We start from the raw sequence: 24913 nt of genomic DNA, 5'->3' as shown, positions 1-24913 counted from the left end.
GGCGGGGCGATCCAGTCTGTCTTGTCATGAGGTCTTGCTAACGCATGGCACAAATTGTGTCAAATTCTGTTGACACAATTTGTGCCATCGAGCAGAGGCGCACGCCGACGAACGGGTCGCTGATTCGTGACCTGTCGGCAGAGCAATTCTGGAAATGAAAGGAACCTATCCATGCTGCACAGATCCCTGATCGCATGCGCCCTGGCGTTTGCGGCGTTCTCTTCCCCTGCATTCGCGCAGACCTTCGACGGGCCCTATCTGGGCGTGGAAGTCGGCTATGAACGCTTGTCCGACGACCTGGACGGGGGCGTCTATGGCCTGTTCGCCGGCTGGGACGTGCCGGTCTCCGCCAATTGGGTCATCGGCATCGAAGGCCGGCTGGCGGCACCGGATACGTCATTCCGCCTGACGCGCGAAACCGGCGCGGGGACCGCCGTTTCCTCGGTGGATGTAAATTCCCAGTACGGCATCGGCGCGCGCATCGGTTACCTCGTCGGCAAGAACACGCTGCTCTACGGCCATGCCGGCTATGAGCGCTTCGACGTGGATTCCACGATCGTCACCACCCCCACGCCGCCGTGCGTGCAATGCAACCCGACGCTCGCCGACTTCTCGTTCGACGAGGACATGGTCACGCTCGGTGCCGGTATCGAGCATGCCGTGACCGACCGGGTCCGCACCCGCATCGTCTATACTTACGGAGACGGTGATGCGTTCGAACGCAACCGCGTCAGCCTTGGCGTGGCCTACCAGTTCTGACGGGAGGGCCGGCGCTGCGAACCGCGGTGCCGGCCCGCACCTGCATCGGTGGCAGCATGGCGAGGGCGTTGGCCTCCTGCGCCATCAATGCTCGTGCAGGTAGATGGCGTAGGAACTCAGCAGGAAGACCGCGAGCAGCGACAGGCTTACCCAGCCCAGCCAGCCGAAGAAGCGATTGCCCGGCCGGTAGAGCAGGGCGACGATGACGATGCCGCTCATGATGCAGCCGGCGAACGCGGTGACGGCGTGGGCCGGGGAAACATTGGCCAGCAGTGAACCGCGCGTATAGGCCAGATCGTCCACCGCGATCACCAGGATGTCGAACATGTTGCTGCCCAGCAGCGCGCCGATGGCCATGTTGGGGGCGTTGCGACGCAGGGCGCTGATGGTGACGGCAGCTTCGGGCAGCGATGTCGTGGCGGCGATGAACAGCGTACCGACGAAGCTCTTGTGCCAGCCGGTGACTTCCGCGATCTGCGTGCCGGCCACCGGCAGGAACGCACCGGCGGCGGCGATGACGGCCGCCGCTCCCAGATAGCGCCAGATCGCGCCGCGAAGATCCAGCGCGGTTTCCGGCCCTTCCTCGTCGGGGGGCGTGGTCGGTTGCCGGCGTTCGTAGAAGAACGCGGACCGCATCCCGACCAGGTAGAACACGATCAGGAAGGGCGTGTAGAGGCTGACATGGCCCAGCATGAAATTGAGATCGTCGCGGGCCACGATGATCAGCGCGCCGACGAAGCCGATCAGGATCACGCCGAAGCCGGCGGTGAGGATGTGGCCCTGATCGAAGCGGTGATAGACCGGGCTGTCGCGGCTCAGGACGTCGAGCACGGCCAGCATCACCAGATTGATGACGCAGCTTCCCAGCGCGTCGCCCACGGCGATATTGGGCGCGTCGGCTATCGCGACCGAGCTGACCCCGGTGAAGAGTTCCGGCAGCGATGTGGCGGTGGCGAGCAGGATGAGCCCTACCCACGAGTGGGACAGGGTCGTCCTGCGGGAAATGGCCTCGCCGTAATGGGTCAGCAGGTAGCCCGCACGTCCGATCAGCAGGGAGCACAGGGCGAACCCCAGCCAGGGCAGCAATGCGGCAGTCGTCATCCATTTCCCTCTGCGGTGATCGGGGCAGTGTCACGGGCCCATCTTGCAGCATGATGAAGCCTTAGAGCATCGGGAAATGTACTGCACGGCTCGCAGGCGCATTCGGCGAGAGCGTTCAGGGGAGAATTGCGGTTTCCGGAGGCTCCCCTCCCGCACGAACGGCGGGAGGGGGCTTGTTCCGGCTTACTTGCCGCCCGTCAGTCCGCGGGCTTCGAGCATGGGCTCGAGCTCGGGATCGTGGCCGGTGAAGTTGTGGTACATCACCGAATAGTCCTTGCTGTGGCCCTGGCCCAGGAAGGTGGCGCGGATGTGATCGCCGTTGGCGCGGGTCATGCCGCCGTTCTTTTCCACCCAGTCCCAGCCGTCGTGCGCCAGCATCTCGGTCCAGATGTAGGCGTAGTAGCCGGCCGAATAGCCGTTGCTCCAGATGTGGCGGAAGTAGGGTGTGCGATAGCGCGGCGGGATCAGGTCGGTCCTGAGGCCTTCCGCGTTCATGCCGCCCAGCACCTTGGCCTCGAAGGCCATCGGCGGCTGGCTCGCCTGTTCGGGCGTCAGCGTGTGCCAGTGCATGTCGAGCATCGCGGCTTCCAGAGTCTCGCCGAAGCCCAGGCCCTGGTTCCACTTGGCGGCGGCCTCGATCTTCTGCATCAGCGCATCGGGGATCGTCTCGCCGGTCTGGTAGTGCTTGGCGAAGTGCTGCAGCACCGAGGGAACCGTGGCGAAGTTCTCGTTGAACTGGCTGGGGAACTCCACGAAATCGCGCGCGGTATTGGTGCCCGAGAGCGAGGGATACTTCTGGCTGGCGAACATGCCGTGCAGCGCGTGGCCGAATTCGTGGAACATCGTCGTCACGTCGTCCCACGTCGCGAGTGGCGGCTGGCCTTCGCTGGGCGGGGTGATGTTGAGCGTGTTGACCACTACCGGCTTGTCGCCGAGCAGGTAGGACTGCTCGACAAAGTTGGTCATCCAGGCGCCGCCCTGCTTGTTGGGGCGGGCATAGGGATCGAAGTAGAACAGCGCGAGCGGGCTGCCGTCCTTGTCGTGGACTTCGTAGACGCGCATCGTCTGGTGATAGACGGGCAAGTCCGTGCGGCGCTTGAAGGTGATGCCGTAGGTCTGCGTTGCGGCGTAGAAAACGCCGTTTTCCAGCGTGTTCCACACATCGAAGTACGGCTTGATCTGCGCATCGTCGAGGTCGAACTTCGCCTTGCGGACCTTCTCCGCGTAGTAGCCCCAGTCCCACGGCTGGAGCGCGTCGATACCGTCCGCAGCGGCGGCCTCGGTCAGGATCGCGGCCTCGCGCGACTGCGTGGCGCCGAGCGCGGGGACGAAGCCGGTCATGAATTCCATCGCCTTCTTCGGCGCGGTGACCATGCGGTCGTACATCTGGAAGGTCGCATAGTCCGGCAGGCCGAGCAGCCGGGCCTTTTCGGCGCGCAACGTCGCCAGTTCGGTGACGATCGCGGTGGTGTCGAACTCGCCGCCGTGCGAGGTGCGGCTGACGCTCGCCTCGAACAGCTTCCTGCGGCTTTCGCGGTTGGTGAGCTGGGAGAGCGCGGGCTGCTGCGTGGTGTTGATCAGCGCCAGCACGTACTTGCCGGGCATGCCCTTGTCGGCGGCGCGCCTGGCGGCGGCGGCGATGTCGGCATCGGACAGGCCGGCGAGGTCCGCCTTGCCGTCGAACACGACTGCGGCGGCATCGGTGCCGGCGGTCAGCTTCTGCGAGAATTCGGTCTCCAGCGCGGCGATGCGCAGGTTCATCTTCTTGAGCTGGGCCTTGTGCGCGGCATCGAGTTCGGCGCCGCGGTGCACGAACTTGGCATAAGTGGTGCCGAGCAGCATCGCGTCCTCGCCGGTCAGCGCCTGGCCTTCGGCGTCGTCGTGCACGGCCTTGACGCGGGCGAAGAGCTTGCCGTTGAGGTAGATCTCGTCCTTGAGCGCCTCGCGCTTGGGGGACATGGCCGTGTCGGTGGCGTCGAGCGTCTCGTTGGTGTTGGCGCTCACGAGCTGGTCGAACACGCCCTCGACGCGCGAGAGCAGGCTGCCGGCGCGATCCATGGCGACGATGGTATTGTCGAAGGTCGGCGCGGCGGGATTGTCGGCGATCGCCTCGATCTCGGCGCGCTTGGCGGCGATGCCGGCCTCGAGCGCGGGCTGGTAGTCGCTGTCCTTGATGGTCGAGAAGTCGGGCGCGTGGAAGGGCAGGGTGCTTTCCTGCGCGAAGGGGCCGGAATAGGCCGGGGCGGTCGCCGGCGCAGGCGTCGCCGCTTCAGCGGACACGCCGGTGCATCCGCCGAACAGGGTGGCCGCCACGACGAGATGCGCGCTGGCGGCCAGAAGCCGGGTTTTCATTAATCTGTTCTCCAGGACGTCGGCAGCCGGAGGGGGAAAGGTGCGTCGCGGCAGGCGCGGCGCGGATGGCTGCCGTTGTGGTCATGGACGGCGTTTGAAACGGAGAATGCCGGCCTTTGCAAGAGGATGTGAAGCGCCGGTCCAAGAGTTTCGCCAAGCCGCCATGTGGTATCGGATTCGCAAAGCGACGCCGGCGCGGCATGTAAAAATCTTACGCGCCGCCCGGCACCTTCAGGCAGGATGTGGCGTCGTCAGGGCTTGCTGAAGTGCCCGTTGCTCCACACGCGCATGTCATCGTCCTTCGATTCCGCCTGCTTGCGGACCTGCATTTCGCGCTCGCGGTCGAAAATCAGCGATCCCGTCGCCTGCCGGTCGCGGCGGCTGCGGCGGAAGGGGATTTCGGCTCCGATGTTCATGATGTTTCTCCTCTCGGGGAAACAACGCCGGAAACGGGCCGGAAGTTCCCGTTCAGGCGACCAGCATCGGCAGGCGCGACGTCGCCACCGCATCGGCCAGGGTTTGTCGGTCCAGTTCGGCGAGAAAGGCGTCCATCGCGCGGTTCAGGATGCCGGTCAGCCCGCAGGTCGTGCGTAGCAGGCAATGGCCGCAGTCGGCGGGGGAGAGGCACGGTTCGGTCAGGCGCACGACATCGCCCAGCCGGATGCCGGCGGCGGGCCTGCCCAGCCGGAAGCCGCCGCTGCGTCCGCGGACCGTCTCCAGCAGGCCGGCATTGGCGAGCAGGTTGACCACCTTCATCGCATGGTTGCGCGAAATCGCGTGGGCCTGCGCCACTTCGGCGATCGAAAGCAGGCGGTCGGCCTCCTTGTCCGCCAGCAGCGCGGCGTGCAGCAGGATGCGCAGGGCATAGTCGGTGTGCGCGGTCAGGCGCATGGCGGAACTCTTCCTCCGGTGGATGATTTTATGATGCATATTGTTTACATCTTTTGTCGCACCTGTATAGATGCATCCGAATCGCATCTTTTATGGGAGATCTTCATGGCCGAACCGCTTTCCGAACAGACCATTGCCATCGTCAAGGCAACCGCCCCCGTCCTGCAGGAGCATGGCGTCGCCATCACCACGCGCATGTACGAGCGGCTGTTCGTGGACGAGAATGTGAAGACCATGTTCGATCAGGCCGCGCAGGTATCGGGCGAGCAGCCGCGCCGTCTGGCGGCCGCGATCCTCGCTTATGCCCAGAACGTGGACAAGCTGCAGAACCTTACCGCGCCGGTGCAGCGCATGGTCGAGCGCCACGTCGAAACCGGGGTGAAGGCCGAGCACTATCCGCTCGTCGCGCAAGCGCTGCTGCCGGCGATCCGCGACGTGCTGGGCGAGGCGGCAAGCGACGAAGTCCTGGCCGCCTGGGGCGAGGCCTACTGGTTCCTTGCGGACATCCTGATCGGCAAGGAAGCCGCGCGCTACGAGGAACTGGCGGCCTGACGACTGGCACGCTTCTGGCATCGGGCCCTCCGTTCACCCGCAATCGAGACGGAGCCCCGATGCCACTCTATGATTTCCATTGCCCCGACTGTGCCGCCGACTTCGAGCTGTTGCTGCGATCGGACGACACGCCGGTTTGCCCCACGTGCGGCAGTTCCAGGATCAACCGCCTGATTTCGCGCGTTTCTCCGCCCGGAAAGTCCAGGGGTATCGCTGCCGCGGCCCGCGCGCAGGCGCGGCGCGAGGGGCACCTCAGCAACTTCTGAAACCGCTCCGGCGCTTCGTTCCCGGCCATTGTCGCAAACGCGACAATGGCGTGCGGCCGTGTGGTCAGCGCGTCCCGACGCCGCGCGAGAACTGGGCCTGCAGGTTCGATAGCACCTGCCGGGAAACCGGCGGCAGCTTGCGTGCGGCCTTCCCCTTGCGCAGTTCCTCGCGATCGCGCGCGGAAGGATCGATCACCCGGACGCGCACCGCTGCCTTGCCCTTCGCGCGCACGCCGAGCAGCTCGGCCGCGCCCCGCGACAGGTCGATGATCCGCGTCGGCCCGGCAAAGGGGCCGCGATCGTTGACCCGCACCAGGATGCGCTGCCCGGTATCGAGCGAGGTCACCTCGACATAGGAAGGCAGTGGCAGCGTCCGGTGCGCCGCGGTGATCCAGTCTGGCCGGAACCGTTCTCCGTTGGCGGTCTGGTTTCCGCTCTCGTTGCCGTACCAGGTGGCATAGCCCAGCATGTCGTAACGGGGATCGGCGGCCGGCGTGTAGGTCACGCCGCGCACGGTGTAGGGCGGGCCGATCCGTACCGGCGTATCGCTGACCGGCCGGTAGCGCACGCCGCCCCCGCAGGCGGAGAGCGCGAGAGCAAGCATGACTATGGCCGCAAGGCGCAGGCGCACGGTATCGTCTCCTATTCCCGCCGGTCCGCGCTCTGGTCGCGGATGGCCTTGAATTCGGAGCCGGCCTTCCACTCGGGCCAGCGCCGCGAATTGGCCAGTTCGTCGCCGATCGTCCCGATCAGGTCGATGTCCTGCACCGCGCCTGCCATGTCCCAGTCGTCCGACCAGGCGTCGCAGGCCTGATGGTAGCATGTGCCGGTGTAGGCATCGATCCAGGCCTGCCCCGCGTCGCGACCGCCCTGTCTCAGGTCCGCCGCGCCGGCAATGCCCATCAGCAGCATGACCGGTACGCCGCGCTTGGCGAAGGAGAAATGATCGGCGCGGTAGAACAGCCCGCGTTCGGGCAGGCTCTCTGGCGTGACGGTGCGACCCTGCGTTGCGGCCACGCGCGCCATGTCGTCCTCGAGCGTGTCCTGCCCCTTGCCTACGAGCACCACGTCGTTTGCCGCGCCCGCCGTCTGCAGGATGTCGATGGCGAGGTTGGCGACGGTCTTGTCCAGCGGATAGACCGGGTTCGCCGCATAGTATTCCGATCCCAGCAACCCGCGCTCCTCGGCGGTCCATGCCGCGAAGACCACGCTGCGCTGCGGCGGCGGCCCGGCCTTCATGACCCGCGCGATGTCGAGAATGGCGCCGATGCCCAGTGCGTCGTCGTTGGCACCGGCGCGGTAGATACGGCCCTGTGCGTCGGGCGCGCCCTTGCCGTAGGCATCCCAGTGGGCACCCAGCATCACCACTTCGTCGGGGTGCGAAGTGCCGGGAATGCGGCCGAGCACGTTGTGGCTGGCGATCTGTTCGTGCTGCACCGGCACGTCCGCGTCGAAGGTCACGCCCTTGAGCGTCACCGGCTTGAAATTCGCCTTGCGGGCATCGGCGCGCAGCTTTGCCAGGTCGAGCCCGGTCTTCGCGAACAGGTCCTTCGCGGCATCGCCGGAAATCCAGCCCTGCAGTCTGAGAGTGGTGAGGTCTTCCGGCTTGCGCACGATGTCGTAGTTCTGGCCGCCGGGGCTGACGACGACGTTCCAGCCATAGCCTGCCGCCTCGGTCTCGTGCACGATCAACGCGCCCACGGCGCCTTGCCGCGCGGCCTCCTCGTACTTGTAGGTCCAGCGGCCGTAATAGGTCATCGTCCGTCCGCCGAACTTGCCATGGGGCGCTTCGCCTTTCGTGGCGGCGAAATCGGGGTCGTTGACGAGGAAGACCACGACCTTGCCCTTCAGGTCGGCGCCCTTGAAATCGTCCCATCCGCGTTCGGGGGCATCGACGCCGTAGCCGATGAAGACCACCGGCGCCTTTGCTATCACCGCCTCGTCGTCCGGCCGCACGGTCGAGACGTAGACGTCCTTCGCCTGCGCCACCGGCATGGCGCCCGCGGGCGTGGTGAAGGCCATGGTCCTTGCGGGTTGCAGCGTGGTGTGCAGCAGCGGCACCGTCTGGACCCATTGTCCGTCCGGTCCCGCTGGTTCGAGCCCGGTGTCCTGCATGCGGGCGATGATATAGCCGATGGTGCGTTCTTCGCCGACCGTCCCGGGCGCACGGCCCTCGAACGTGTCTGAGGCGAGGGTCTTCACGTCCGCGACAATGCGGTCGGGATCGACGGAGACTTTGGCAAGCACGGGGCTGGAGCAGATGAAGAGAAGGGCGGCGGCGAGTGCGGTGGGGGATTTTATTGGCATGGCCCCATTCTAGGCCCCTTTGCCGCCGCTTCAACGCCGAAGACCCGCGCATCTTTCGATGTCGCGGGCCTTCGATGTCGATATGGCACTTGAAGCGAACCGGGTGGCAAGGGGCTTTCACGCATTCCGGCCCCTGGTCCGGTTCCCGGTGTCTCCCCCGCGATCTAGTGTTTTACGCGAAGGATGCGCAGGTCCGCCATGGCCAGGCTGGTGCTGTCGGCACGGGCGGCAAGCATGGCGTCCCGGTCGGCATGGGCGCGGTAGAGCGAATCTCTCCGGCAGGTCTGGATCGCGGAAAATTCGCGCAGCATCCGGATGTCGGCCGGGCCGCAGACCTGGTAGACGGCCACCCTGATGCGCTGGTTCAGCGTATCGAGGCCCGTCTGGCTCTGGAGATTGAGGTCGTGGAAATGGACGACGCGATAGGGCGTGTTGGTCCAGTCGCTGTTCTGCACGACGACATCCGCATGGGATGGTACGCCGATCAGGAAGACGGCGGCGGCACCTGCCGCCAAGGCAAGCTTTCTCATGGTCTCACTCCTCTTTGCATGGCTCGCAGGAAGAGCCCCCAAGTCGGCAGACTTGAAGCAAAGATTGTGTGGCGACCCGTTGCATGGGTTTTGGGACAGCAGTCGGAATGCGGCATCGCAAGCCGGACGCCTGTCGCCGAGAATCTCTGGTTGGACTCAGAAACGACTCGTTGGATCGACAGGCCGGTTCTTGAATGAAATTTTCAATTCAGAACTTGTGGTTATATAAAAATTACGCCTCTCCCTGCGATTTGCGCAATATACGCTCTTTCGCGGAAGCCCGGAAGAAATGGGGCTTACAACAAAGACAAGCCGCCCCGTGCGAGCGACGAAGCGTTCGCCTGCCCGGGGCGGGGCCGGAAGCGTAAAGGGGGAGCGTCTAACGCGCGCAGCGCTCGTACTGGCCCGCGCGGCAGGCAGCGACATCGCGGCGCCAGTCGGCCATTGCGGCTTCGTAGTCGTCGCGCGCATCGCTGTAGGCGCGCTCGTCGTCGCGGTGCCTCGCCTGGCCGGCCTGGGCGCGGCGATAGGCTTCCCAGCCCCTGGCGTATTCCGCATCGCGCTTGCGCACGTAGGCGAGCTGGTCCTCGTTGAGCTTCCTGATGATGGCCTTGTCGCGTGCGCGGGCCTCGGCCGAGCGCATCGACGGGTCCCTCGGATCGTCGGCCCGTGCCGGCGTGGCGCCCAAAGCTGCGGCGAAAGCCAGCGCGCAAAGCGCGGGCGCGAAGTGCGATACCCTCATGTTGTCCCGGTCCCTTTTGTCCCTTGTTCGCGGATCTAGTCCTATGCGGCAAATCTTTGCAAAGGCCTTGCGACGAAGCGTTAAGGCCACGGTAGGAACGGTTGGACGCTGCCTCGCGGCCGCTCGGCCATTGCCTTGCGGGCGTGGGCGCATATCTAGAGGGAAACGTCCCGGCGCCCGCTTGATTGGCGCGAACAAATCTGGAACATACGCTCCCCATGAGTCTCACCCACATCACCGTGCGCGGCGCGCGCGAGCATAACCTCAAGGGCTTCGACATCCAGCTCCCGCGTGAGAAGCTGATCGTGATCACGGGCCTGTCGGGCTCGGGCAAGTCGAGCCTCGCGTTCGACACGATCTATGCCGAGGGGCAGCGGCGCTATGTCGAGAGCCTTTCGGCCTATGCGCGCCAGTTCCTGGAGATGATGCAGAAGCCCGATGTCGAACATATCGACGGGCTCAGTCCCGCGATCTCGATCGAGCAGAAGACCACCAGCCGCAACCCGCGTTCCACCGTCGCCACCGTGACGGAGATCTGGGACTACATGCGCCTGCTCTGGGCGCGCGTGGGCATTCCCTATTCGCCTGCCACAGGGCTGCCGATCGAGGCGCAGACGGTCTCCAACATGGTCGACCGGGTAATGGCGCTGCCCGAGGGTACGCGGCTCTACCTGCTCGCCCCGGTGGTGCGCGGGCGCAAGGGGGAATACCGCAAGGAACTGGCCGAATGGCAGAAGGCGGGCTACACCCGCGTGCGCATCGACGGCGAGCTGTACCAGATCGAGGACGCCCCCGCGCTCGACAAGAAGTACAAGCACGACATCGAAGTGGTGGTGGACCGCATCGCCGTGAAGGACGGCATCCAGACGCGGCTGGCCGATAGCTTCGAACAGGCGCTCAAGCTCGCCGAGGGGCTGGCTTATGTGGACTTGGCGGACAAGACGGTGGCGGAAGTGGCCGGTGCTTCGACAAGCTCAGCACGAGCGGGGGAGAGTTCTGAAACAAACCCCGCTCAGCCTGAGCTTGTCGAAGGCCGCGCACAAGGGAAGAACCTCAAAGGCGCCGGCCTCCCCGCCAACCGCATCGTCTTCTCCGAAAAGTTTGCCTGCCCGGTCTCCGGCTTCACCATCGAGGAGATCGAGCCGCGCCTGTTCTCGTTCAACGCGCCGCAGGGGGCCTGCCCGGCCTGCGATGGCCTGGGCGAGAAGCTGCTGTTCGATCCGCAGCTGGTGGTGCCCAACGAAGCGCTGACGCTCAAGCAGGGCGCTATCGTGCCCTGGGCCAAGTCCAACCCGCCGAGCCCCTACTATATGCAAGTGCTCTCCAGCCTTGCCGCGCATTTCGGGTTTGACCTGACGACGCCGTGGCAGGACCTGCCGGGCGAAGTGAAGATTGTGATCCTCTACGGCACGGCGGGCAAAGCGGTCCCGCTCACTTTCAAGGACGGGCGCAAGGAATATACCGTCACCAAGCCGTTCGAAGGCGTGATCGGCAACCTCAACCGCCGCATGATCCAGACCGACAGCGCCTGGATGCGCGAGGAGCTGTCCAAGTTCCAGACCGCGCAGCCTTGCGAAACATGTGACGGCAAGCGCCTCAAGCCCGAAGCGCTCAGCGTGAAGATTGCGCAGAGCGACATTGCGGACGCCGCGCGGCTGTCGGTGGCCGATGCCTTCGCGTGGTTCGGCGCGCTGGAGGGCAAGCTTACCAGCCAGCAGCAGCAGATCGCCAAGGCCATCCTCAAGGAGATCAACGAGCGGCTGGGCTTCCTCAACAACGTGGGGCTCGACTACCTCAACCTTGATCGCACATCGGGCACGCTTTCGGGCGGCGAGAGCCAGCGCATCCGGCTCGCCAGCCAGATCGGCTCGGGGCTCTCGGGTGTGCTCTACGTGCTCGACGAACCCTCGATCGGCCTCCACCAGCGCGACAACGACATGCTGCTGGTCACGCTCAAGCGCCTGCGCGACCTTGGCAACACCGTGATCGTGGTGGAGCATGACGAGGACGCGATCCGCGCCGCCGACCATGTGGTGGACCTCGGCCCCGGCGCGGGCGTGCATGGCGGCGAGGTGGTGGCCGAAGGCACGCTCAAGCAAGTGCTGAAATGCAAGGACAGCCTCACCGCGCAGTATCTCAACGGCACCCGCCGGATCGAGGTGCCGGCCACGCGCCGCAAGGGCAACGGCCACTTCATCACCGTGGAAAACGCGCGCGCCAACAACCTGACGGGCGTCACCGCGAAGTTCCCGCTCGGCACCTTCTGCTGCGTCACCGGCGTTTCCGGCTCGGGCAAGTCCAGCCTCACGCTCGACACGCTCCACGCCGCCGCCGCGCGCACGCTCAACGGGGCGCGGGTGATCGCCGGGCCGCACGACCGCGTGACCGGGCTCGAAATGTGCGACAAGGTGATCGAGATCGACCAGTCCCCGATCGGCCGCACCCCGCGCAGCAACCCGGCCACCTACACCGGCGCCTTCACCCAGATCCGCGACTGGTTCGCCGGCCTGCCGGAATCGGAAGCGCGCGGCTACAAGCCCGGGCGCTTCAGCTTCAACGTCAAGGGCGGCCGGTGCGAGGCGTGCCAGGGCGATGGCCTGATCAAGATCGAGATGCACTTCCTGCCCGACGTCTACGTGACGTGCGAGGAATGCCACGGCAAGCGCTACAACCGCGAGACGCTGGAAGTGAAGTTCAAGGGTCACTCGATCGCCGACGTGCTCGACATGACGATCGAGGATGCGGAAGAGTTCTTCAAGGCGGTGCCGCCGATCCGCGACAAGATGCACATGCTGAACGAAGTGGGCCTCGGCTACGTCAAGGTGGGCCAGCAGGCGACGACGCTATCCGGCGGCGAGGCCCAGCGCGTGAAACTTGCCAAGGAACTCGCCCGCCGCTCGACCGGGCAGACGCTCTACATCCTCGACGAGCCGACCACCGGCCTCCACTTCGAGGACGTGCGCAAGCTGCTCGAAGTGCTCCACCGCCTCGTCGACCAGGGCAATTCGGTGGTGGTGATCGAACACAACCTCGACGTGATCAAGACCGCCGACTGGATCATCGACCTCGGCCCCGAAGGCGGCGTGCGCGGCGGGGAGATCGTTGCCGAGGGCACGCCGGAAGAGGTGGTGCAGAACCCGCGTTCGTTCACGGGGCATTATTTGAAGCCGCTGCTGGAGAGGTGACGCGGTAAGCGCGACGCAACGGCGCGCACCCGTCATCCCAGCGCAGGCTGGGATCGCTGGCTGTCTTTAGGCGGAACCTTGCTGCTCCGCCTATCCTGAGTTTGGCGAAGGATGCATGGTGGAGGGGGCGCAGCCGGTTTGCGCGACAGGGAAGAAAAAGGAGGAAATGCGAGGGCCATTGCCCTCGCGCTCCCGTCAATGTCCGAATTGAGTCTTTCATTTTTTTAATCGAGCATTGATGCCACTACTGGGTTCGATGTGTGAATAAACCTCGAACATTACTTGCGTGTTTTAACCATTCCCATACGCTGAAATTTCTCATTGATCGTCTTGAGGTGTGATGTGGCGGACGAGTCAGCGGAAGCATTTCGGAAAGTATATTTCTTTCGAGTAGAGTTCTTTCCAGACATGCAAGAGAGTCTGCCTGATGCGTTACGGCGCATTGAGGGTTTGAGTTTCGACGACAAGGGGCGGTACAAGCTTGATGCAACCGGAGTTCGTTATTCGGTTTATCCAGACTCTGTAGCCTACCCCCTTCGCCTAAGATTCGGTAAAATAAGGCGAGATACTCTGCCGCAGATTGAGCGAGCTGGAAAGCTCAATACATTGGAGTTGGATGAAGACGCTGGTATCATTGATCTTAGCCATGTAGTTATTTTTGAAGATGGATTTGTTGCGGCTGAGTGGAATCCGGATGGGCCAAAGCTGGCTACTTTAGGGAATTATATTTTCGAAAAAGGTAAGATCAATTCTCCGCCAAGATTTTTAAATCTTCTGGAGCGAGATATTGTGGAAGTTTTAAGTTCTCTCGCCTCGGTACGGGTTCTCGAAATAGATTTGCCGCCAGATGCTGTCGCGTTAGCGAGAGAAGCAGATGAGAATTTGGCTGCAGCAATTGAAGCTACTGCCGCTCTCGGCGCTACTAAGAAAACTGCCTTTACGTTGACCGCCGATAAGCCTGCTCACCCTCTCCGCGATCTCGCGGTTCGATTGGCGACCCTTGTAAAGGGTAGGCCGCAGGATCGAGCGCTTCTGAATGGGCTTTCTGTTAAAGGGTACAGTGAGGGCTCTCGTCGCGCGCGCTATATTGACGTGCTGGAAAGTAAATTGATGACGGCTGAAATTTTTCCAAAAAATAGCAGTAGATCTAGAAGTCTAAAAAGCAAAGATGCTTATCAAATTTTAGAAGCTGTTTATGAGCAAAATATTGATCGCTTGCGTATCGCGGCGTCATCGTCTGATTTCATATGAGTTTGTATTTTTATAGACGAAAAATGTGGAATTTTTGTACGAGCTTATTCGTATCGATATTGTATTTCATTTTATCGGGTAAATATAATCTTGGCTTTGTGTGGCCAAAGGGTGATGCCAATGCATCACTCATGCTGGCTATTTTTGGTGTTGCTGCTTCGATTTTAGGTTTCGTTCTCGCTGCTAGCACTTTTTTGGTCGGGCATGTTCAAGACAAGCGTTTCGATTTACTCCGTAAATCTAAAAGTTGGCAGGAGTTTCCGCGTCTTGTTAAATCCAGCATCTGGTGGTCATTCACTTTGACCGTTGTTAGCGGCATTTTCAGCCTTTTGAGATATGATGTATTTATATTTATTTCTCCAATTTATGTGTTTGTTGTGTGTAACACATTGATATCTCTTGGTGCGCTTATTTGGGTCGTTATCGCTATTCTGTCGATCGTGGAATAGCTAGCTTAAGAGCGGAGCTTTCCCGCGTTCTCCCATTGTCCATTGATATCCCGCTTCGGCTCAGGGCCAGCCACACCGCCGCCAGTATGGGGAGCGCGAGGGCGATGGCCCTCGCATCATGCTTCTTCCCTTCAAACCATTTTCCTACAGCCCCCGAACTGCGATAGATGGTTCGTTCACCTCGGCGCCGCCGTCCGGGCCGTGCCGTGGCCTCTTCCTGCGGGTTTCCCGCTTTGTGCGAGGTGGACGATGACGGACTTTGCTGACGGTTTGGGTGCGGGTTTGCCCTTCGACAAGCTCAGGGCGAGCGGGCCTAGGGAAGGGGTAGAGGAAGGGCAGGATATGCCGCCTGTGCCCCTCCACCACCCGGCTGCGCCGGGCGGTCCCCCTCCCCGAGACGAGCTCGGAGAGGAATGGGATCGGCCGCCTACGCGGTTTGGGCGGGGGTGGATTCCGGTGGAGCGGGACATCGGGCTGCCTGATGACGATCTGCCCATCGATCAGCGGGACGATGCCTGGTTCGCGGCGCGCTATCCGTCTTATGACGATCTCTATCAGGGGGATGTGCCGCCGAGGGCGGTGCCTTCGCCGGACGGCCTGGTCAGCGAGTGGGCTTGTCCGGCGACGGGCGGGTTCTGCCGCAAGCCGCCTGCGTGCGACGATCCCGCTTTCGTGCCGCATCATGCCTGGGGCCCTGACCGCAAGCTGCGGTTTCTCCATCATCTGGCCGAGAAGGGCGATGTGCGGGCGGCTTGCGCCCGGGTGGGGATGAGCCGGCAGTCGGCCTATCTGCTGCGGCGGCGCGACGGGGCCTTTGCGCAAGGGTGGCAGGCGGCGCTGGTGCTGGCGCGGCGCCATGCCGAGGAAGTCCTGGCCACGCGCGCGCTCGACGGGATCGAGGAGGCGGTGTGGTTCCGGGGCGAGCTGGTGGGCAAGAAGCGCCGCTATGACACGCGGCTGCTGTTGGCGCATCTCGCGCGGCTCGACCGCATGGCCGAGGAGGCCGGGCCTTGCGAGGACCGTTTCGACGAATTGCTGGCGATGGTCGCGGGCGAGCGGCCGGAGGCGCATTTCGAACAGGACGAGGCGGGCGCGGAAGGCGCCGATGCGGTGAGCGCGGATGCGCGCGTGCTCGAAGCGGACCGCGCGCTGGAGGACTGGGGCGGGGCCCATGATCCTCTGCCGCTGCCGCCGGGGCGGGCGGCCTATGTGCTCTCCAGCGCCGAGCCTGCGTGGATCGCGGCGAATGGGGCGTGGGACGAGGCGGCCGGGGAGGTCGAGCGGGCTTATGAGGAAGCGCACGGTTTCGCGCCGCACGAGGAAGACCGGCCGGAGCACTTGCCCGATGCGGTCTATCCGCCGCTGCCGCTCTATGCCGTCTTTCGCGAGGCGAGCGCGGCGCGGTGGGACGGCTGGCAGGGCTGCGCCTTCGGCCGTGTCGATGCGGCGCTGACGGGGGAGGGCGGTGGCGTGCCGGACGGTCCGGTCGAGTACAAGTCGCTGACCGGGCCCGGCCTCGTTTGCCCTCTGGACCGTGTAAAGCGTGTCAACCTGTCGGCTGGTCGGGCCGTTCGCACGGTCCGGCGCATGCGGGGCGCGGGCGGGAACGGAATGCGCGCTGCGTGGTTATCGCGAGGGAAGGCCGGCGCGGCGCTGCCCCTCACCCCCCTCCATACGCCGTGCCGGCCGACCTTTCTCCCGAAAGATCAGCGCGATGCGGGTGGAAGGCTCAGTCGTTCGACGACAGCAGGGCGAGCTGTACCCGGCCATGGCCCGCGCGGGCGAGGCCGATTTCCTTCGCGGCAGCTTCGCTGAGGTCGATCAGGCGCTTGCCGTGGAAGGGGCCGCGGTCGTTGATGGTGACGATCACCGAATCCCCGGTCGCCTCGTTGGTGACCTGCACGCGGCTGCCGAAGGGCAGCGTGCGGTGCGCGGCGGTGAGGGCGGAAGGATCGAAGCGTTCGCCGCTGGCGGTGCGCGAGCCGGCGAACTCGTTGCCGTAGTAGCTGGCGATGCCTTCACCGATGGGCACGAATTCCGGCGAGGGAAGGGCGGACGTGACATCCGCAAGGCCCGTGTCGGCGCCCGTATCGACGGAAGCGAGATCGGCGGCGGCGGTATCGGCGTGGACCGGGCCGGCCAGCGGCAGGGTCACGGTCATGGCGAGAAACGCGAACAGTTTGGGCGCTGCCAGAATGCCGGTACGCTGAAATGCCAAACCCTGCCTCGCTTCGCCGTTGACGATGGGGGGACTCCTACAGGCCCGGCCGCGGCTTGGGCACCCATGCAAAAGCGGCCCGTCGCACTTTGGCAACGGGCCGCCTGAAAGATGTAAGGTACTGGAAAGACTCGCGCGGGGAGTCCGCGCCCCGGATCAGCGGTCGCGCTGGGCCAGCAGGCGCAGGCGCAGGGCGTTGAGCTTGATGAAGCCCGCGGCGTCCTTCTGGTCGTAGGCGCCGGCATCGTCCTCGAACGTGACGTGGCGTTCGGAGTAGAGCGAATCCGGGCTCTTGCGGCCGACGAGGGTGGCGCTGCCCTTGTAGAGCTTGAGCCGCACGGTGCCGTTGACCCGCTCCTGCGAGTGGTCGATCGCGGCCTGCAGCATCTCGCGCTCCGGCGCGAACCAGAAGCCGTTGTAGATGAGCTCGGCATACTTGGGCATGAGCTCGTCCTTGAGGTGGGCGGCGCCGCGATCGAGCGTGATCTGTTCGATGCCGCGGTGGGCGACGGCGTAGATCGTGCCGCCCGGCGTCTCGTACATGCCGCGCGACTTCATGCCGACGAAGCGGTTCTCGACGAGGTCGAGGCGGCCGATGCCGTGCTTGCGGCCCAGTTCGTTGAGCGCGGTGAGCAGGGTGGCGGGGCTCATCGCCTCGCCGTTGAGGGCAACGCCGTCGCCCTTCGCGAAGTCGATGGTGATGTATTCCGGCTGGTCCGGCGCATCCTCGGGATTGACGGTGCGCGAGTAGACGTAGTCGGGGGTCTCTTCCCACGGATCCTCGAGCACCTTGCCCTCCGAGGAGGTGTGCAGGAGGTTGGCGTCGGTGGAGAAGGGGCTCTCGCCGCGCTTGTCCTTGGGGACCGGGATCTGGTGCTGCTCGGCCCAGGAAATGAGCGCGGTGCGGCTGGTGAGGTCCCACTCGCGCCAGGGGGCGATGACCTTGATGTTCGGATCGAGCGCATAGGCGCTGAGTTCGAAGCGGACCTGGTCGTTGCCCTTGCCGGTGGCGCCGTGGGCAATCGCGTCGGCGCCGGTTTCGCGGGCGATCTCGATCAGGCGCTTGGAAATGAGCGGGCGCGCGATCGAGGTGCCGAGCAGGTAGTCGCCCTCATAGCGGGCATTGGCGCGGAACATCGGGAAGACGAAGTCGCGCACGAATTCCTCACGCAGGTCGTCGATGTAGATGTGCTTGTCGGGCACGCCCATGAGCTGCGCCTTGGCGCGCGCGGGCTCGAGCTCCTCGCCCTGGCCGAGGTCGGCGGTGAAGGTCACCACCTCGCAGTTGTAGGTGACCTGCAGCCACTTGAGGATGACGCTGGTGTCGAGGCCGCCGGAATAGGCGAGAACGACCTTCTTGATATCGGACATGGACTCGGCGAGCTCCACTGGAAACGACGCGGGAATTGCGACGCGCGCCTAACAGCGCGGGGCCCACTTCGCAATGCCGCTTGTACTAACGGTCCGCCAGCAGCCGGGCCTCCCGCTGCGCCATGTAGCCGCGCGTCAGGGGCAGGGCGTGGCGGTTGCGGACATACTGGATCTGGTAGTTGCACATGCTCCCGCTCTCGAAAGCAGCGGTCGCGCCGGCGAGGTAGAAGGTCCACATGCGGTAGAAGCGCTCGTCGTAGAGAGCGATGATCGCATCCTTGTCGGCGACGCAGCGCTTGTACCATTCGCGCAGGGTGAAGGCGTAGTGCAGCCGCAGATTCTCGACGTCGGCGGCGATCAGGCGCACCTTTTCGCTGGCCGCGACGGTTTCGCTCAGCGCGGGGATGTAGCCGCCCGGGAAGATGTACTTGCGGGTGAAGGCATCGGTCGAGCCCGGTCCGCCCATGCGCCCTATTGTGTGCAGCAGCATGACGCCGTCGTCGGCGAGCATGCGGGCACAGTCGCGGAAATAGCGGGCGAACTGGGCCTGCCCGACATGTTCGAACATGCCGACCGAGACGATCCGGTCGAATTTCTCGCCGCGCGCGGCAAGGTCGCGGTAGTCGACGAGTTCGAACTCGATCCGGCCTGCCACGCCCGCTGCCACAGCGCGTTCGCGGGCGAGGGCGAGCTGTTCCTCGCTCAGCGTTATGCCCTTTACGGACACGTCGGCGTGGCGCGCCAGATAGATCGCCATGCCGCCCCAGCCGCAGCCGATGTCGAGCACGCGCTGGCCGGGTTCGAGCGCGAGCTTGGCGGCGATATGGGCGAGCTTGGCTTCCTGCGCTTCCTCCAGGCTCATGCCCTCGCGCGGCCAGTAGGCGCAGGAGTACTGCATGTGATCGCTGTCGAGGAACAGCCGGTAGAGCGCGTTGCCGATGTCGTAATGGTGGGCGACGTTCGCCTTGGCGCGGGAGGCCCGGTTCACGCCGTCGATCAGCGTGACGGCGCGACCGCGCATTTTCTTGAGGACGGAGTTTTCCTTGACCTCGCCGCCTCTGTCCCAGCGGCTGTTGGCGCGCAGCAGCTCGATCAGCGCCATGATGTCGCCCTGTTCGACGATCAGTTGGCCGTCCATGAAGGCCTCTGCCGCGCCGAGACGGGGGTCGGACAATATGCGCCCTTCCGCCTTGGTGTCGGTGAAGCGGATGCGCACCTCGCCAAAGCCCTCGGCCGGTGTGCCGAAGCGCTTCAGGCTGCCATCGGGGCGAACCACTTCCAGCACGCCCCGACGGACGCCGCGTTCAAGAAATCGATCGAGAAGTGCCATTGCCTTCAACAACTTGCGAGCTTGGCCCAGGGGTGCCGCGAACTCTAGCGCGATTTACGAAGATGACCAGTCCTACGCTCACTGGCGCGCGAGAAACAGGACGTCGCGGTCCTGCGCCAGCAGATGCTGCCCCGAATCGACATAGATCGTCTCTCCGCTCGCCAGCCAGCCCCCCGCGAGGAAGAGGGCCGCGCCGGCGACGTCCCGGGGCGTGGTCTTGCGATGGAGGAGGTTCATGCGGTGCGACACCTCGGTTTCGGCCTCGGTCTGGTCGTGGCTGGCGAGGATGGCGCCCGGCGCGATGCCGTAGACGCGGTCGCGCGGATCGGTGCGCGCCATCGAGAGCATCGGGATCGTGGCGTCGAGCGCGTGCTTGCTCATCGTGTAGGAGAAGAAATCGGGGTTGGGGTTGCGCAGTTTCTGGTCCGTCACGTGGATCAGCCGTCGACCGGTGGTGCTGCGGGCCCGGGCAAGGAATGCCTGCCCCAGCCGCGCCGGCGTGCCCGCGTTCACGCGCATGGCGGCTTCGAACGTGGGCGGGTCAAGGTCCTGCGCGGTATCGAGATCGAACACCCCGGCGCAGTTGATCAGCACGCGCCAGTCTTCGAGGCGCTCAGCAAGGGCGGAAACCATTGCCGGGCCTTCGTTCCAGTCGTCCAGTTCGCAACTCACGATTTCGGCAGAGGGCAGTTCGTCGGCCAGCGCTTCGGCCTGCGCGCGCGATTTGCCGTAGTGGATCACGACGTGCCAGCCGGCTCCGGCAAAGGCCCGCGCGATCGCGGCACCGATTCGCTTGGCGCCGCCTGTCACCAGCATGGCGGGCCGCTTACTCATGCCGGAATCCGGCTTGCCACGGCGGACAGGTTGACACGGTTGACACAGTCCAGAACGGAACCTGCGGGCCCGGGGCGGCGCGATCTTTGCGAGATGGCAGGGAGCGTCGAGAGAGAGGGCAGGCGCAAGGTCATCACCCGCTATTGGAGCATAGCTTGGCCGGGTAGGAAAGCGGGTTTGCCGGGTATCGGCCGGGCGGACCCGACGAGGACCAGCGTGTCGCGAGGCGCACGATAGCGGCGCGCATCACGGAAAAGGCGCGCCGGTGTTGCCACCAACGCGCCTTTTCGTGTTTTCAGGGTGCCGAAATCAGTTCAACGGCAGCTCAGGCTGCCCCGGTCGATCTCGCGTCCCAGAACGCCACCGATCACGCCGCCCAGGAGTGCGCCCAGCGTGCGATCGCCGTTGCCGGCGAGTTCGTGCCCGGCCAGCGCACCGACACCGGCGCCGATGATGAGGCCGGTCGTGCCGTTGTCGCGACGGCAGTAGTAGCGTCCGTCGCGTCCACGCCAGACGTGCGAGTTGCGCGTGATCCGGTGCGGTTTGAGGTAGCGGCCGCGTGAATCATAGATGCGTTGGTTGCGATAGTCGCGGCGTTGGTCACGGTAGTCGCGATCGTGCGCGCGCTTGCCGTGGGCCGGGGCCCAGGGCGGCGGGTCGGCAGCGGCCGGCACGGCCGGCAAGGCGAGCGTGGCCATAGCCAGGGCCAGCAGCATCTTCTTCATCGTCTTGTTCTCCTCCGCAAGGATATAGCTTCAGTCCGTGGTGCTGATCCTGCCGCCAATATCCTCAACGTTCGATGAACCGGTGCTCGGAAAGAGGCAAGAGGAGACGGGGCGAACCAATCCTGCGATAAACGCCCGGCTACGGTTTTGGCTGCAACACTCTTTCCGGCGTCAACCCGGGACTTCGCCGGGTGTGGCCGGCAGGGGCGGGCCGGGCACGCGGGCGCAGTTCAGGTTATGCAGCAGATTGAAGGCCGTTCCAGCGCTCGATCCAGTGCCGCACGTCGTCGTAGGGCATCGGCCGGCAGATACCGTATCCCTGACCCGCATGGCAGCCGAGCGATACCAGCAGGTCGCGGGTGCGCGCGTCCTCCACGCCTTCGGCGACGAGCGGAATGCCCAGGCTCTCGCACAGGACGACGAGCGAATTGACCAGCGACTGGTCGAAGCGGCTCTCGGCAAAGCGGCGGATGTAGGAGCGGTCGATCTTGATCTCGCTCACCGCGAATTCGCGCAGGTATCCGAACGAGGTGAACCCGGCCCCGAAATCGTCGATCGAGAGGCCGACCTGCCGGTCCTGCAATTGCTCGATGACGCGCTTGGCCTGGCCCGGGTTGGCGATCAGCGCGGTTTCCGTGAGTTCAAGGGTTACGCGCAAGGGATCGACGCCGTGGCGCGCGATGCATTCGGTCACCTTGTCCACGAAGCCCGAGCGTTCGAGCATGCGCGCCGAGATGTTGATGCAGATCGTCGCGTGCCCGAGTGCGCCCTGAAGCGCGGCAAATTGTTCCAGCACCCGGTCAAGGCTGTGGTAGGTGAAGTCTTCCAGCAGAGGCGACTGCTCGACGGTCTGGATGAGATGGTCCGCGGGCACGTCGTTCCCGCGCGGGTCGCGCCAGCGCACAAGCGCCTCGAAGCCGAGTACGCGGCTGTCGCGCATGTCGATCTTGGGCTGCCAGTGCCATTGTAGCGATCCGTCGATCAGGGCTTCCTCGAGTTCTTCCAGCAGGCCGCTGCGATCGAACAGGTTGATGCGGCGCTGCCCGCTACGGCGTGCCACCACTGCGGTGTCGGTGCCGCGCTTGGCTTCGTACATCGCATCGTCCGCGACCGAGACGAGCCCGGCGGGCGAGAGGCCGAACTGCGGACACAAGGCGATCCCGATCGAGCAGCCGACATGCAGCGCACGGCCTTCGTGCACGATCGGCTGTTCGATCAGCGCGGCCAGTTTCTTCGCCATCGTCATCGCGGCGTCGTCGGTGGACACGTTCTGCAGGAGGAGCGCGAACTCGTCTCCACCCAGACGGGCCACGGTGTCCACTTCGCGCAGATTCGCGCGCAGCCGCCGGCCGATGGTGGTGAGCACGGCATCACCGGCGGCGTGGCCGAACGTGTCGTTGATCTCCTTGAACCGGTCGAGGTCGACCATGACCACCGCGAACGGGTCGCCGCTGCGCTTGGCGCGGGCGCAGTTCTGGCCAAGGCGGTCGAAGAACAGGGTGCGGTTGGGCAGGTCGGTGAGGGGATCGTGCAGGCTGCGGTGAGTCAGCTCCTCCTCGGTGCGGCGCAGTTCCTGCCGGCAGCTGCGCCATGCGATTGCCTCTTCGACCGATGCCGCGACGCGTTCGGGCGAAAGCGAGCGCTTGGTGAGAAATTCGCTCATCCCGGACTTGATCGAGGCTGCGGCGACAAGCTCGTCGGCAAAGCCGGTGACCGCGATGATCGGGCAGTCGGGGTCGATCTCGCCGTGGATGGTGGGGACCAGATCGCGGCCGTCGCCGTCCTCCAGCCCGAAGTCGAGGAAGACGATGTCGAAGTGCGGGGCGGGGCCGCGGATGAGTTCGAGCGCCTCGGCCTGCGAAGTCGCCTCGACAACGTGGATGGAGCGTGAAGATCGCTCCAGCATCCGGGCCAGGCGTTCGCGGTCGACGTCATCGTCGTCGACGATCAGGGCGAACAGTTCGGTATTGCCATTGCCTTGGTTGTCCATGGGGGACTCCTTGCCTAGGGCAGTTGCTGGGTGCAGGCGTATTTCCGGACGAATTCCGCGAGCAGCGCGAATTGCGGGCCGACCGCCGATTTGACCATGTAGCCCGCGACGTGCTCATCGTAGGCATGCGCGCGGTCCTGATCGCGCGCCGACGTGCTCAGGATGAAGATCACGGTGCGCTTGAGCGCGGCATCGGCCCGCACCGCTTCGAGGAACTGGAAGCCGTCCATCCCGGGCATGTTGATGTCGAGCAGGACGACGGCCGGGGTGTCGAGGCGCTTTTGCCCATGCTGGCCGCGCAGGATGGCCAGAGCCTCGGCGCCGTCGCCGGCCGTCAGGGTGCGGCAGGGCACCTCGTGCTTGCGAAAGCTGCGCAGCACGCCTTCGACCGCGACGTCATCGTCATCGACCAGCAGCACGGTGCAGTCGAGCGGGTCTCCGGACAGTTCATTCATCGTCGAACTCCCGCAGGAGGATGCGTGGCCAATGGATGGCGAAGCTGGCGCCGCCCAGCGGCCCCTGGCCCTGCACGGTGACCATGCCGCCATGCGCGTTGATCATGCGCCGGGTGAAGGCAAGCCCCACCCCGTCGCCTTCGGTGCCGGGCGAGGCGCGGTGGAACAGCTTGAAGATGCGCTCTTCGTTGCCGGGCGTGATGCCCTTGCCGTCGTCCTCGACCGTGAAGATCGAGAAGCGCCCCTCTTCGCGCAGGACGACGCGGATGTGGCCGGCGTCTCCGCCGTGGTGCTTCGCGGCATTGGCGAGGAGATTGCGCAGCGAGGTGAACAGCGGCGCGCGCGGTGCGGTAAGGGAGGTGCCGGTGACGTCGATCTCGACGGTAAAGTTCTCCGGGATCGCCGCCATGGCCATGGCTTCGTCGATCAGCGCGCGCGGGTCGATGCTTTCCATGCGCTGATCGCGAACGCCGGCGCGGGCATAGTCCAGCAGGTCGTCGATCATCTGCTCGCAGCGGCGGATGCGCAGGGCGATCCGGTCGAAGTTGTGGCGGATGTCCTCGGTCAGGCCGTCCTCGCCAAGGTCCTCGCGGATCCAGGTGGCGAGATCGGCGATCCCGCGCAGGGGGCTGCGCAGGTCATGGCTGGCGACGTAAGTGAATTCCTCAAGCTGGGCATTGGTCTGTTGCAGCGCGCTTTCCGATCGCTTGCGACCGGAGATGTCGGTGACGATGGCGAGATAGAGCGGCTGGCCGGCGTTCTCGAGCCTGGTCAGCGCGATCTCGACCGGGATTTCCTGACCCGACCGGTGCAGCCCGGTGAGGTCTCGTCCCGATCCCATCATGCGGGACCGGGGCATGTCGCAGTAGGCTTCGAAATGGCTGCCGTGCGCCTTGCGGTAGCGTTCGGGCAGCAGCATCTCCAGCGGCTGGCCGACGAGCGCCTCGCCGGCATATCCGAACACCGCCGCCAGCGAGGCATTGGCCTGGACGATCCGCTGCCGCGCGTCGACCACGACAAGGCCGAGAGGCAGGTGCTCGAAGATCTGCTCGAAGCGCCGTTCGGCGGCGACCTGATGCGCGAGGCTGCGGACATAGAGGATCGCGCGATGCTCGAAGGTATCGGGGATGGCGGCGATCGTCACTTCGACCGGTCCACTGCCGTCGGCGAGGGCGAGCTGCCGTGTCCAGCACGTGCGCGCCTGCGCGGGCGTGGCGAAATGAAGGTCGATCAGGGCGTGCAGCGTCTCGGCGCCGTGCTCGTCCAGCCGGCCGTGAAGCGGGGTGTGGCGCAGCGCCGCCGGGTCGGATTCGCCGAAAATGCGGGCCGCGGCGGCATTGGCCCAGGACACGGTGCCGGTGGCATCGACGATCAGCGCGCCGACCGGCGCATGTTCGAGCGCGGCGTGGATTTCGGACGGAGGGGGGCTTGCGAGTGTCACCGGATCTCCCTTTCCAGGACATCCGGGGTTCGAGGGGGATGCCCGTCGGTAGACAGGCAGCGGCGCTACGGGGGAACGGGGGATGTGCGCCGCTACCTGTCATTGCGAAAGATAGCGGGGCGTCGTTTGCGGTTGGCGAAGAAAGGTTTCCGAAGGTTTACCTA

23 protein-coding genes are annotated in these 24913 nt (G+C 64.9%); 7 read left to right on the top strand and 16 right to left on the bottom strand.

All coding sequences use genetic code 11. The features are described 5' to 3' along the window. The first annotated feature begins 171 nt into the window (after positions 1-171). The gene (locus NZK81_RS09845) at positions 172-759 is read left to right on the top strand and encodes a porin family protein (protein ID WP_260045950.1); all 588 of its coding nucleotides are present in this window, start codon (positions 172-174) and stop codon (positions 757-759) included. An 84-nt stretch (positions 760-843) separates the two neighbouring features. On the opposite strand, the gene NZK81_RS09840 is transcribed toward NZK81_RS09845, so the two are convergent. The 4 genes from NZK81_RS09840 to NZK81_RS09825 form a co-directional block, all read right to left on the bottom strand. After that, complete coding sequence (locus NZK81_RS09840; RefSeq protein WP_260045949.1) at positions 844-1860, bottom strand: sodium:calcium antiporter; 1017 nt, start codon at positions 1858-1860, stop codon at positions 844-846. Positions 1861-2043: 183 nt separating this feature from the next. After that, on the bottom strand, positions 2044-4212 hold the full coding sequence (locus tag NZK81_RS09835) for a M3 family metallopeptidase (RefSeq protein WP_260045948.1): 2169 nt from the start codon (positions 4210-4212) through the stop codon (positions 2044-2046). Positions 4213-4463: 251 nt separating this feature from the next. Further along, entirely contained in the window at positions 4464-4628 is a 165-nt protein-coding gene (locus NZK81_RS09830) for a hypothetical protein (protein WP_260045947.1), read from the bottom strand. Positions 4629-4680: 52 nt separating this feature from the next. Beyond that, positions 4681-5103, bottom strand: a complete 423-nt coding sequence (locus tag NZK81_RS09825) for an Rrf2 family transcriptional regulator (RefSeq protein ID WP_260045946.1) — start codon at positions 5101-5103, stop codon at positions 4681-4683. Between the two features lie 105 nt (positions 5104-5208). Here NZK81_RS09825 and NZK81_RS09820 point away from each other — a divergent pair, with 105 nt between their 5' ends. Further along, the gene (locus NZK81_RS09820) at positions 5209-5655 is read left to right on the top strand and encodes a globin domain-containing protein (protein ID WP_260045945.1); all 447 of its coding nucleotides are present in this window, start codon (positions 5209-5211) and stop codon (positions 5653-5655) included. Positions 5656-5714: 59 nt separating this feature from the next. Next, positions 5715-5921, top strand: a complete 207-nt coding sequence (locus tag NZK81_RS09815) for an FmdB family zinc ribbon protein (protein ID WP_260045944.1) — start codon at positions 5715-5717, stop codon at positions 5919-5921. 64 nt (positions 5922-5985) lie between these two features. Here NZK81_RS09815 and NZK81_RS09810 read toward each other — a convergent pair whose 3' ends face one another. From NZK81_RS09810 to NZK81_RS09795, 4 genes are all read right to left on the bottom strand, one after another. Further along, positions 5986-6525 carry a septal ring lytic transglycosylase RlpA family protein gene (locus NZK81_RS09810; RefSeq protein WP_260045993.1) on the bottom strand — a complete coding sequence of 180 codons (540 nt, stop codon included), beginning with the start codon at positions 6523-6525 and terminating at the stop codon, positions 5986-5988. A gap of 38 nt (positions 6526-6563) precedes the next feature. After that, positions 6564-8228, bottom strand: a complete 1665-nt coding sequence (locus tag NZK81_RS09805) for a M28 family metallopeptidase (RefSeq protein ID WP_260045943.1) — start codon at positions 8226-8228, stop codon at positions 6564-6566. A gap of 164 nt (positions 8229-8392) precedes the next feature. Continuing rightward, positions 8393-8758: a UrcA family protein gene (locus NZK81_RS09800; RefSeq protein ID WP_260045942.1), complete on the bottom strand. Its 366-nt coding sequence runs from the start codon at positions 8756-8758 to the stop codon at positions 8393-8395. A 379-nt stretch (positions 8759-9137) separates the two neighbouring features. After that, positions 9138-9500, bottom strand: a complete 363-nt coding sequence (locus NZK81_RS09795) for a hypothetical protein (protein WP_260045941.1) — start codon at positions 9498-9500, stop codon at positions 9138-9140. A 218-nt stretch (positions 9501-9718) separates the two neighbouring features. Here NZK81_RS09795 and uvrA point away from each other — a divergent pair, with 218 nt between their 5' ends. From uvrA to NZK81_RS09775, 4 genes are all read left to right on the top strand, one after another. Further along, positions 9719-12685 carry an excinuclease ABC subunit UvrA gene (gene uvrA / locus NZK81_RS09790; protein WP_260045940.1) on the top strand — a complete coding sequence of 989 codons (2967 nt, stop codon included), beginning with the start codon at positions 9719-9721 and terminating at the stop codon, positions 12683-12685. 408 nt (positions 12686-13093) lie between these two features. Then, positions 13094-13936, top strand: a complete 843-nt coding sequence (locus NZK81_RS09785) for a hypothetical protein (RefSeq protein WP_260045939.1) — start codon at positions 13094-13096, stop codon at positions 13934-13936. A 131-nt stretch (positions 13937-14067) separates the two neighbouring features. Continuing rightward, entirely contained in the window at positions 14068-14385 is a 318-nt protein-coding gene (locus NZK81_RS09780; RefSeq protein ID WP_260045938.1) for a hypothetical protein, read from the top strand. 456 nt (positions 14386-14841) lie between these two features. Next, a complete protein-coding gene (locus tag NZK81_RS09775; protein WP_260045937.1) occupies positions 14842-16200 on the top strand; it encodes a hypothetical protein in 1359 nt (452 codons plus the stop codon). On the opposite strand, the gene NZK81_RS09770 is transcribed toward NZK81_RS09775, so the two are convergent. The 8 genes from NZK81_RS09770 to NZK81_RS09735 all read right to left on the bottom strand — a co-directional run bounded on the left by NZK81_RS09770 (position 16115) and on the right by NZK81_RS09735 (position 24749). After that, entirely contained in the window at positions 16115-16603 is a 489-nt protein-coding gene (locus NZK81_RS09770; RefSeq protein ID WP_260045936.1) for a septal ring lytic transglycosylase RlpA family protein, read from the bottom strand. The genes NZK81_RS09775 and NZK81_RS09770 overlap by 86 nt on opposite strands. Before the next feature lie 156 nt (positions 16604-16759). Next, on the bottom strand, positions 16760-17974 hold the full coding sequence (locus tag NZK81_RS09765) for an argininosuccinate synthase (RefSeq protein WP_260045935.1): 1215 nt from the start codon (positions 17972-17974) through the stop codon (positions 16760-16762). An 85-nt stretch (positions 17975-18059) separates the two neighbouring features. After that, on the bottom strand, positions 18060-19304 hold the full coding sequence (locus NZK81_RS09760; RefSeq protein WP_260045934.1) for an SAM-dependent methyltransferase: 1245 nt from the start codon (positions 19302-19304) through the stop codon (positions 18060-18062). A 78-nt stretch (positions 19305-19382) separates the two neighbouring features. Then, positions 19383-20138, bottom strand: a complete 756-nt coding sequence (locus tag NZK81_RS09755; protein ID WP_260045933.1) for an SDR family oxidoreductase — start codon at positions 20136-20138, stop codon at positions 19383-19385. Between the two features lie 314 nt (positions 20139-20452). Continuing rightward, positions 20453-20863, bottom strand: a complete 411-nt coding sequence (locus NZK81_RS09750) for a glycine zipper 2TM domain-containing protein (RefSeq protein WP_260045932.1) — start codon at positions 20861-20863, stop codon at positions 20453-20455. Between the two features lie 235 nt (positions 20864-21098). Then, positions 21099-22853, bottom strand: coding sequence for a putative bifunctional diguanylate cyclase/phosphodiesterase (locus NZK81_RS09745; protein WP_260045931.1), 1755 nt, complete (start codon positions 22851-22853; stop codon positions 21099-21101). Between the two features lie 14 nt (positions 22854-22867). Continuing rightward, positions 22868-23308: a response regulator gene (locus NZK81_RS09740; protein WP_260045930.1), complete on the bottom strand. Its 441-nt coding sequence runs from the start codon at positions 23306-23308 to the stop codon at positions 22868-22870. Next, complete coding sequence (locus tag NZK81_RS09735; protein ID WP_260045929.1) at positions 23301-24749, bottom strand: sensor histidine kinase; 1449 nt, start codon at positions 24747-24749, stop codon at positions 23301-23303. Before NZK81_RS09735 ends, NZK81_RS09740 begins: the two co-directional genes overlap by 8 nt. Positions 24750-24913 lie beyond the last annotated feature (164 nt).

The sequence above is a fragment of the Novosphingobium mangrovisedimenti genome, assembly GCF_025153475.1.
Taxonomy (GTDB): domain Bacteria; phylum Pseudomonadota; class Alphaproteobacteria; order Sphingomonadales; family Sphingomonadaceae; genus Novosphingobium; species Novosphingobium mangrovi_A.
This window is presented reverse-complemented; position numbering and strand designations above follow the sequence as displayed.